Genomic DNA, 9,776 nt, shown 5'->3' with positions numbered 1-9,776 from the left:
AATGGAAAGACGCCAGGTCGTAGTAATTGGTGCCGGTCCCTCTGGCGCAATCGCTGCGGCACTGCTCAAGCGTCAGGGACACGACGTGCTGATCATTGAGCGCCAGCTTTTCCCACGCTTCTCCATTGGCGAGAGCCTGCTCTCGCACTGCCTGGATTTCGTCGAAGAAGCCGGCATGCTCGACGCCGTGGAGGCCGCTGGTTTTCAAGTAAAAAACGGCGCGGCCTTCGCCTGGGGCGAGCGCTACACCCATTTCGACTTTGGCGACACCTTCAGCAACGGCAAGCCGACCACGTTCCAGGTGCAACGCGCCACCTTCGACAAGTTGCTCGCCGATCAGGCTGAACTGCAAGGCGTAGAAATTCGCTATCTGGAAGAAATCACTGCAGCCAATTTCGATGGCCCGCAACCGCAGCTGCGCGCACGCCGCGAAGATGGCAGTGAGTACACCCTCGAAGCGGACTTCGTGCTGGATGCCAGCGGCTATGGCCGGGTACTGCCGCGACTGCTCGACCTGGAAGCACCGTCGAACTTTCCGATTCGCCAGGCGGTGTTTACCCACATCGAAGACCGCATTGATGACATGCAATTCGACCGCGAGAAGATCCTCGTCAGCATTCACCCCACGCATCGCGACATCTGGTTCTGGCTGATCCCGTTCAGCGATGGCCGCTGCTCGTTGGGCGTGGTCGCTTCGGCCGAGCACTTTCAACGCAAGCCAGAGGATCTGGAGGCCTGCCTGCGGGCGTTTATCGACGAAACACCAAGCCTCTCTGGCCTGCTGCAAAACGCTGTGTGGGATACCCCGGCGCGCGCCATCAATGGTTATTCGGCCAACGTCAAAACCCTGCACGGCCAGGGCTTCGCTCTGCTGGGTAACGCGGCAGAGTTTCTCGACCCGGTGTTCTCTTCCGGCGTGACCATCGCTATGCGCTCGGCAAGCATGGCTGCCGGCCTGCTGCATCGTCAGTTGCAAGGCGAAACCGTCGATTGGCACACCGAGTTCTCCGTGCCGCTCAAGCGCGGCGTCGACACGTTCCGTGCCTATGTCGAAGGCTGGTACGAAGGCACCTTCCAGGATGTGATCTTCCATTCCGACAGTCCTCCGGAAATCCGCCGCATGATCAGTGCAATCCTCGCGGGTTATGCCTGGGATGAACGCAACCCCTTTGTCAGCGAAGCCAAGCGCCGCTTGCGGGTGATCTCGGAAGTCTGCGCGAGCACAGCCCAATGAGCAGCGCCTACCTGAGCGACAGTTTCGTCGAGGAAACCCGCTTCGGCTTATGGTTCCTGCGCAGCCACACGTGGCAGCACCACGTCCTGCGCGTGGCGATCAATGATTTGCGTAGGCTCTTTGATCAAGGCGCGCCCGGCATCGCGCCACCGGCTGACGCCGTGCTCCTGGATGCGGGCTGTGGCCAGGGGAAATCCTTCCGCTACTTGCAGCAGGTGTTCGCCCCGGCGCGTTTACTGGGCGTGGATGCCGACCCGCAAAGCCTGTCCGTGAGCCGCGATGAAGCGATGCGCCAAGGCATCAATGTCGAACTGATCGGCAGCGATTGCGCGCACTTGCAACTGCCGGATGCCAGCGTCGACCTGCTGTTCTGCCACCAGACTTTTCACCATCTGGTGGAGCAAGAACAGGCCCTCGCCGAGTTCTATCGGGTGCTGAAGCCGGGCGGTTATCTGCTGTTCGCCGAATCGACCAAGGCCTACATCGATACCTGGGTGATCCGCTGGCTGTTCCGCCATCCGATGCAGGTGCAGAAGAGCGCCGGGCAATACCTCGACATGCTGCGCGGACAGGGCTTTGAGTTCGGCCCGCACACTGTTTCGTACCCGTATTTATGGTGGAGTCGTTCAAAGGATTTCGGCCTGCTGGAGCGCTTTGGACTGCGCCGCCCCGCGCCCTTCGGTCAGCGCGAAGAAACCCTGGTCAACGTCGTCGCGCGCAAACCCGTGCAAGGTGGCGCAGGATGATTCGCGGCCTGCTGCTGAGCGTTTGCCTTCTTTTGCTGTGCGCCTGCGCCAGCCGGGCGCCCCTGCCCGAGACACTGCCGCACCTGCCGTTGCCGCTGCAATTGCACATCCAGCGCGAGCAAGCGGGCCAACGCCAGGATTGGTTGTTGGTGATCCAGCAAGAAGAGGCCAGTTTGCGTTGGTCGCTGCTCGACCCGCTGGGCATTCCTCTCGCCCGCCAGCGCTTGAACAACGGCACATGGCAGGCCGATGGTCTGTTGCCGCCCAATCCGGAAGCACGCGAGCTGTTCGCCGCGCTGCTGTTCGCCCTGACGCCGGCCCCTGAGTTACGCAGCCGCTATCCTGCCGCGCAATCCCAGGCCCGCCAACGCAACTTGGGCACGCGCTGGCGCGTCGATTACCGTCAACCGCAGGTCTTCAGTCTGCGGCTGGAGCAGGGCCTGAGTTACAACGTCAGCCCGTTGAATGACGAGGCCACGCCATGACCGCCTACCTCAATGCCCTGGGGTTGATTTGCGCCCTGGGCAATAACAAAACCGAGGTCGCGCGCAGGTTGTTCGCAGGCGATGACTCAGGCATGGTCGACGAGAACGACTGGGTTCCGGGTCGGCGCTTGCCGGTCGGTGCCGTACACGACGTATTACCTCAGATTCCTCCCGAGTTGGGCCAGCAAAGCAGCCGCAACAATCAACTCCTGCTGGCCGCCGCCCTGCAAATCAAAGACGATATCCAGCAAGCCATTGAACGCTATGGCCGCTCGCGTATCGGCGTGATTCTCGGCACCAGCACCTCGGGGATCGATGAAGCCAGTCGTGGCATTGCGATGTATCTGCGCGAGCAGCGATTCCCCTGCGATTATGACTATCAGCAACAGGAACTCAGCGCCCCGGCGAATTTCCTCGCGGCCTGGCTGCAACTCAGCGGCCCGGCTTACGTCATTTCCACCGCCTGCACCTCCAGCGCGCGGGCGCTGCTCAGTGCGCGGCGCTTGCTGGACATGGGGGTGTGCGACGCGGTGCTGTGCGGTGGCGTAGACACCCTGTGCAAGCTGACGCTGAACGGGTTTTCCGCACTGGAAGCGGTATCGGAACAGCGCTGCAATCCATTTTCGCGCAATCGCAACGGGATCAACATCGGCGAGGCAGCGGTCTTGTACCTCATGACCCCCGAGGCCAGCGGTGCCACGTCGATTGCCCTGCTCGGTGCGGGCGCGAGCTCTGATGCCCACCATATTTCCGCACCGGAACCCAGTGGTCGCGGCGCGCGCCAAGCCATGCAAAAAGCGCTGAACAATGCCGGCCTGCATGCAGAGCAGATCGATTACCTGAACTTGCACGGCACCGCCACGCAGCACAATGACGCGATGGAAAGCTTCGCCGTGCAGGCGATTTTTCCAGACGGCGTGCCCTGTTCATCAACCAAACCCATGAGCGGCCACACCCTCGGCGCTGCCGGAGCGCTGGAAGCAGCATTCTGCTGGCTGAGCCTGGCCCCGGAAAATACGCAACAGGCATTGCCACCGCACCTCTGGGACGGCGAAGCCGATTCCCAACTGCCCGCTTTGAAATGGGTTGAGCCCGGCCAGCGCCTGCTGCACACCCGACCACGCCGACTGATGAGCAATTCCTTCGCCTTCGGCGGCAATAACGTCAGCCTGATTATCGGAGACGCCCCATGATCGATTGGCCGATTGCCGAACTGGTGCCCCACGCCGGAGACATGATCCTCATCGATCAGGTCCTGACGTTCGACGAAGAACAAATTCACACCCGTCTGAAAGTCCGCCCTGGCGGCTTGTTCAGCCGCGCCGATGGTAGCCTCCCAGCCTGGGTCGGGATCGAACTCATGGCCCAGAGCATTGCCGCCTACGCGGGTTGCAAGGCGCGCGCGCAAGGCCATAAGGTCCAACTCGGCTTTTTGTTGGGCACGCGCAAGTTCGAATGCAACGTCGAGCACTTCCCCGCAGGCAGCGAACTGACCATCCACGCCCTACGCTCACTGCAGGATGACAACGGCATGGGCGTCTTCGAGTGCCACCTGACCGGCCCCGGCATCAAGGCCATGGCGCGGGTTAACGTGTATTGCCCACCCCTGCCCGCTGACTATCTCGCTGAAGGAGTTTGCGCATGACTGAATCAATACTGGTCACCGGCTCCAGCCGTGGCATCGGCCGTGCCATCGCCCTGCGTCTGGCCCAGGCCGGTTACGATCTGATCCTGCATTGTCGTAGCGGCCGTACTGAGGCCGAAGCGGTTCAGCGGGAAATCCAGGCCTTGGGCCGACAAGCGCGCATACTGCAATTCGACGTCGCCGACCGGGCTGCGTGCAAGGCGATTCTCGAAGCCGATGTGGACACTCACGGCGCCTATTACGGCGTTGTCTGCAATGCCGGTCTGACCCGTGACGGCGCCTTTCCGGCGTTGACCGACGAAGACTGGGACGTGGTCATGCGCACCAACCTCGATGGTTTCTACAACGTTCTGCACCCGGTAATGATGCCAATGATCAGGCGTCGCGCCGCTGGGCGGATAGTGTGCATCACATCGGTTTCGGGCTTGATCGGCAATCGTGGACAGGTAAATTACAGCGCCTCCAAGGCAGGTATCATTGGGGCTGCCAAAGCGCTCGCCATCGAACTGGGCAAACGCAAGATCACCGTCAACTGCGTCGCCCCCGGCTTGATCGATACGGCAATGCTCGACGAAAATGTGCCCGTGGATGAGCTGATGAACATGATCCCCGCGCAACGCATGGGCACCCCCGAAGAAGTCGCCGGTGCCGTGAATTTCCTGATGTCGGCCGAAGCGTCCTACATCACCCGTCAGGTTCTGGCGGTCAACGGAGGCCTGTGCTAATGAAGCGCGTAGTTGTTACCGGCATGGCCGGTATTACATCGCTGGGCAGTGACTGGACCAGTATCGAAGCCAATTTCAACGCCAACCGCAGCGGCATTCGGCGGATGGATGAGTGGGACCGTTTTACCGAACTCAACACCCGCCTCGCCGGCCCGATCGACGATTTCGCGGTGCCTGGACACTGGTCCCGCAAACAGTTGCGCAGCATGGGTCGCGTGTCGCGGCTCGCCGTCGGCGCGGCTGAACAGGCGTTGCTCGACGCGGGCCTGCTCAACGACCCGATCATTCGCGACGGGCGCATGGGCGTTTCCTGTGGTTCGTCCACCGGCAGCACCGATGAAATCAAAGCGTTCGGCAACATGCTGATCAACTCCGTCGCCGAGGGCCTGAACGCCAACTCCTATGTGCGGATGATGCCGCACACTACGGCGGCGAACATCAGCATCTTCTTCGGCCTGACCGGGCGTTTGATACCGACCTCCAGCGCCTGCACCAGCGGCAGCCAGGGCATCGGCTATGCCTACGAATCGATCAAGTTCGGTCGCCTGCCGCTGATGCTGGCCGGTGGCGCCGAGGAGCTGTGTCCGACCGAAGCCATGGTCTTCGACGCGCTGTACGCCACCAGCCTGAAAAACGACGCCCCGCACACCAGCCCTCGCCCTTACGACAGCGACCGCGACGGCCTGGTGATCGGTGAAGGCGGCGGCATGCTGGTCCTCGAAGAACTGGAACACGCCCTGGCCCGGGGCGCGCACATCCACGCCGAGATCGTTGGCTTCGGCAGCAACGCCGATGGCGCACACGCCACGCGTCCGGAGCAGACCACCATGCGTCGCGCCATGGAGCTGGCCCTGGAGGACGCCCACCTGAGTGCCGACGCCATCGGTTACGTCAATGGTCACGGCACCGCCACCGAACAAGGCGACATTGCAGAGACCCTGGCGACCCACAGCCTGTTCGGCGCGCGGATGCCCATCAGTTCGCAGAAAAGCTTTCTCGGCCACACCCTGGGCGCCTGCGGTGCGCTGGAGTCGTGGTTCTGCATCGAGATGATGAACCGCGACCGCTACATCCACACCCTCAACCTCGATGCTGTCGATCCGCGTTGTGCCGAACTTGATTATTTACGCGGGGAATCGCGGCATATGAGCAACCAATTCGTGATGAACAATAACTTCGCGTTTGGTGGTGTGAACACTTCACTGATCTTCCGACGCTGGTAGTAGCCCCACAAATACCCTGTAGGAGCTGACTTGTCTGCGAATCGGCTGCGAAGCAGTCGCAAAATGACTGACGTCACCACCGCATGAAGGTCCTCCGGCCCTTTTCGCAGACAAGTCAGCTCCTACGCCCTCCGGGCAGAATCGAGATCCAGTTTTCTGCGCGACAGCACGGCGGCGAAGACGAGGTGGGGCCTCTTACAGCGCTACCGCCTGCTTGGTCAACAATTCGACGAATGCCTTGGCCATCGGTGAATGCTGGTCCCGGCGCTGCACTAGCCAAACCGCCGTATTGGCCTCTGCATCGAGCAACGTTCGGTAGACCACGCCGTCGATACGCATGCGCTGGTAGGACGCCGGCAACACCGTCACCCCCAACCCTGCGGCCACCAGCCCGATAATGGTCATCGCCTCGCCCGCCTCTTGGGTGATCAGCGGGCTGAACCCTGCCTGGCGCGCCAGGTTGATCAACTGCGCGTACAAGCCGCTGCCATATGAGCGCGGGAAAAACACAAAGGGTTCAGCCGCCAACGCCGACAGCTGCAGGCCTTTTTCACTGCCCACCGCCAACGGGTGATCGGCACGTATAATCGCCACCAGCGGTTCGCGGAACAACTCCACGGCGACCAAAGATTCCGGCAAAGGCAAGGGACGCATGATGCCGACCTGCACCGACTCATCCACCAGCGCCTCGGCCACTTCCTTGCTGCTCATTTCCTGCAACGCCAGGTGAACCGCCGGGAAGGCCTGACGGAACGCAAAAATCACCTGCGGAATGCTTGAGTTGAAAGGCGCCGAGGAGGTGAAACCGATTTTCAGCTCGCCTAACAGCCCCAACTGCGCACGCCGCGCCACGTCGGCCGCTTTGTCGACCTGGGCCAACACCAGACGGGCTTCGGCCAGAAACAGCCGACCGGCTTCACTCAGCTCGACGCGACGATTGGTGCGCTCGAACAACCGCGCCCCTACCTCCTGTTCAAGCGCCTGAATTTGCTGGCTCAACGGCGGTTGGGAGATACCCAGTGCTTGCGCGGCCCGGCCGAAATGCAGCTCTTCGGCCACCGCAATGAAATACCGAAGATGTCGCAGTTCCATGGATTCACCATTAGGTCGTTTTAAATATCAAACAGGTCGAACAATATATTGGAAAGAATCATTAGCGAGCTATATTCTTTTTCACATTGCCCGACCCGTTGACCCACCGAGGTCCATTGTGAAAATTGCTGCTCACCCCCACGCTAACGATATCGAGTCTTCGCCTACCGGCGATGTCGCGATGGCGTTGAGCGAGATCTACATCGAAAAAGGCACGCCGATGTTCATGCGCACGGTGCTGGCGTTGTTCTCTGGCGGCTTTGCGACCTTTGCCCTGCTGTACTGCGTGCAGCCGATGATGCCGGTCCTGTCCCATGAGTTTTCAATCAACGCAGCGCAAAGCAGCCTGATTCTTTCGGTAGCCACGGGCATGCTCGCGATTGGTTTGCTGATCACCGGCCCCATTTCGGATCGGCTAGGGCGTAAACCTGTGATGGTGACGGCGCTGTTTTGCGCCGCGCTGTTTACCATGATCAGCGCACTGATGCCGACCTGGGAAGGCATCCTGTTGACACGCGCACTGGTCGGCCTGTCCCTCAGCGGCCTGGCAGCGGTCGCCATGACCTACCTCAGCGAAGAGATCCATCCGCAGCACATCGGCCTGGCCATGGGCCTGTACATCGGCGGAAACGCCATTGGCGGTATGAGCGGGCGTCTTATCACGGGGATCCTGGTCGACTTTGTCAGCTGGCATACCGCGATGCTGATCATCGGCGGTCTGGCATTGATTGCCGCTGCGGTGTTCTGGAGGATTCTCCCCGAGTCGCGCAACTTCCGCCCACGCTCGCTGCACCCACGCAGCCTGCTCAACGGCTTTACCCTGCAGTTTCGCGATGCCGGTTTGCCGTGGCTGTTTCTCGAAGCCTTCCTGCTGATGGGCGCGTTCGTCACGTTGTTCAACTACATCGGTTATCGCTTGCTGGCTGAGCCTTACCACCTGAGCCAGTCGCTGGTCGGACTGTTCTCCGTGGTGTACCTGTCCGGTATCTACAGCTCGGCGAAAATCGGCGCGTTAGCCGATAAACTCGGACGGCGCAAAGTCTTGTGGTCGGTGATTGTGCTGATGCTGGCGGGCGTCGCCCTGACGATGTTCACCCTGCTGCCAGTGGTGATCGTCGGCGTACTGATGTTCACCTTCGGCTTCTTCGGCGCCCACTCGGTCGCCAGCAGCTGGATCGGCCGCCGCGCCCTCAAGGCCAAAGGCCAGGCGTCATCGCTCTATTTGTTTAGTTACTACGCGGGCTCCAGCGTGGCCGGTACCGCAGGTGGGATGTTCTGGCACTACGCAGGCTGGAATGGCATTGGCCTGTTCATCGGCGTACTGCTGCTGATCGCCCTGGCTGTGGCGTTGCGCCTGGCCCGGTTGGCGCCGCTGGTGACTCGCAACTGAAAGCATCGCGGGCAAGCGCGCGCCTACAGGTTTGTAGGCGCGCGCTTGCCCGCGATGGGTCGCTAAGCGGCCGCAGTCAGCTTACTGGTGATACTGCGCCGAGAACTCATGCACAGCTTCCATGAAGACGCCAGCATTGACCGGGTCGACTTCAGGGGTAATGCCGTGACCGAGGTTGAAGACGTGTCCGGTGCCGCTGCCATAGCGGGCGAGGATGCGGGCGACTTCGGCGCGGATGGCTGTAGGGTTAGCGTAAAGCACGGTAGGGTCCATGTTGCCTTGCAACGCGACTTTGTTGCCGACGCGACGACGGGCTTCTCCGATGTCGCAGGTCCAGTCCAGACCCAAGGCATCAGCACCCGCATCGGCGATGCTTTCAAGCCACAGACCGCCGCCTTTGGTGAACAGGATGACCGGCACTTTGCGCCCGTCGTGTTCACGGATCAGACCGCTAACGATTTTACGCATGTAGGCCAGGGAGAACTCCTGATACGCGGCGTCTGACAGGCTGCCACCCCAACTGTCGAAGATCTGCACCGCTTGCGCACCCGCGAGGATCTGGCCGTTGAGGTACGAGGTCACCGACTGCGCCAGTTTATCCAGCAACAAGTGCATGGCTTGCGGGTTGTCGTAGAGCATGGCCTTGGACTTGCGGAAGTCTTTCGACGAGCCGCCTTCGACCATATAGGTCGCCAGGGTCCACGGGCTGCCGGAGAACCCGATCAGCGGCACACGGCCGTTGAGTTCACGGCGGATGGTGCTGACCGCGTCCATCACATAGCCCAGGTCTTTCTGCGGATCAGGAATCGGCAGGGCTTCGATATCGGCCAGGGTGGAGACGGTTTTTTTGAAGCGCGGACCTTCCCCGGTTTCGAAGTACAGGCCCAGGCCCATGGCGTCGGGGATGGTCAGAATGTCGGAGAACAGGATCGCCGCGTCCAGTTGTGGATAGCGGTCCAGCGGTTGCAGGGTGACTTCGCACGCGAACTCCGGGTTCATGCACAAGCTCATGAAATCACCGGCCTTGGCCCGACTGGCGCGGTATTCCGGCAGGTAGCGACCGGCCTGACGCATCATCCACACAGGGGTGACGTCGACGGGTTGCTTGAGCAGGGCACGAAGGAAACGGTCGTTCTTCAGGGCAGTCATGTCGGCATCCGGTTAAAAAGTGCGGGTATTTTCTCAGAGCGCAACGCAAAAGGCACGGCATGAGCCGTGCCTTTTATGTATCGAGGC

10 protein-coding genes are annotated in these 9,776 nt (G+C 61.2%); 8 read left to right on the top strand and 2 right to left on the bottom strand.

Annotated features, from left to right (window positions below):
* The first annotated feature begins 1 nt into the window (after window position 1).
* The 7 genes from RGU44_RS21775 to RGU44_RS21745 are packed head-to-tail and all read left to right on the top strand — an operon-like array spanning window position 2 to window position 6,058.
* Window positions 2–1,234, top strand: a complete 1,233-nt coding sequence (locus tag RGU44_RS21775) for an NAD(P)/FAD-dependent oxidoreductase (protein ID WP_407074655.1) — start codon at window positions 2–4, stop codon at window positions 1,232–1,234.
* The gene (locus RGU44_RS21770; RefSeq protein WP_322177468.1) at window positions 1,231–1,980 is read left to right on the top strand and encodes a class I SAM-dependent methyltransferase; all 750 of its coding nucleotides are present in this window, start codon (window positions 1,231–1,233) and stop codon (window positions 1,978–1,980) included. Before RGU44_RS21775 ends, RGU44_RS21770 begins: the two co-directional genes overlap by 4 nt.
* Window positions 1,977–2,465: a DUF3261 domain-containing protein gene (locus tag RGU44_RS21765; protein ID WP_322177467.1), complete on the top strand. Its 489-nt coding sequence runs from the start codon at window positions 1,977–1,979 to the stop codon at window positions 2,463–2,465. Before RGU44_RS21770 ends, RGU44_RS21765 begins: the two co-directional genes overlap by 4 nt.
* A complete protein-coding gene (locus RGU44_RS21760) occupies window positions 2,462–3,658 on the top strand; it encodes a beta-ketoacyl-[acyl-carrier-protein] synthase family protein (protein WP_322277909.1) in 1,197 nt (398 codons plus the stop codon). Before RGU44_RS21765 ends, RGU44_RS21760 begins: the two co-directional genes overlap by 4 nt.
* Entirely contained in the window at window positions 3,655–4,110 is a 456-nt protein-coding gene (locus RGU44_RS21755) for a hotdog family protein (protein WP_322177465.1), read from the top strand. The genes RGU44_RS21760 and RGU44_RS21755 overlap by 4 nt, the downstream gene beginning before the upstream one ends.
* The gene (gene fabG, locus RGU44_RS21750) at window positions 4,107–4,835 is read left to right on the top strand and encodes a 3-oxoacyl-ACP reductase FabG (RefSeq protein WP_322277908.1); all 729 of its coding nucleotides are present in this window, start codon (window positions 4,107–4,109) and stop codon (window positions 4,833–4,835) included. The genes RGU44_RS21755 and fabG overlap by 4 nt, the downstream gene beginning before the upstream one ends.
* On the top strand, window positions 4,835–6,058 hold the full coding sequence (locus RGU44_RS21745) for a beta-ketoacyl-ACP synthase (RefSeq protein ID WP_322177463.1): 1,224 nt from the start codon (window positions 4,835–4,837) through the stop codon (window positions 6,056–6,058). Before fabG ends, RGU44_RS21745 begins: the two co-directional genes overlap by 1 nt.
* A 195-nt stretch (window positions 6,059–6,253) precedes the next feature.
* Here RGU44_RS21745 and RGU44_RS21740 read toward each other — a convergent pair whose 3' ends face one another.
* Entirely contained in the window at window positions 6,254–7,150 is an 897-nt protein-coding gene (locus RGU44_RS21740; RefSeq protein WP_322177462.1) for a LysR family transcriptional regulator, read from the bottom strand.
* A 118-nt stretch (window positions 7,151–7,268) separates the two neighbouring features.
* On the opposite strand from RGU44_RS21740, the gene RGU44_RS21735 reads away from it, so the two are divergent.
* On the top strand, window positions 7,269–8,540 hold the full coding sequence (locus tag RGU44_RS21735; protein ID WP_322177461.1) for an MFS transporter: 1,272 nt from the start codon (window positions 7,269–7,271) through the stop codon (window positions 8,538–8,540).
* An 81-nt stretch (window positions 8,541–8,621) separates the two neighbouring features.
* Here RGU44_RS21735 and hemE read toward each other — a convergent pair whose 3' ends face one another.
* The gene (gene hemE / locus RGU44_RS21730; RefSeq protein WP_219063558.1) at window positions 8,622–9,689 is read right to left on the bottom strand and encodes a uroporphyrinogen decarboxylase; all 1,068 of its coding nucleotides are present in this window, start codon (window positions 9,687–9,689) and stop codon (window positions 8,622–8,624) included.
* Window positions 9,690–9,776: the final 87 nt, after the last annotated feature.

This window comes from Pseudomonas sp. 5C2, assembly GCF_034314155.1.
Lineage (GTDB): Bacteria > Pseudomonadota > Gammaproteobacteria > Pseudomonadales > Pseudomonadaceae > Aquipseudomonas.
This window is presented reverse-complemented; position numbering and strand designations above follow the sequence as displayed.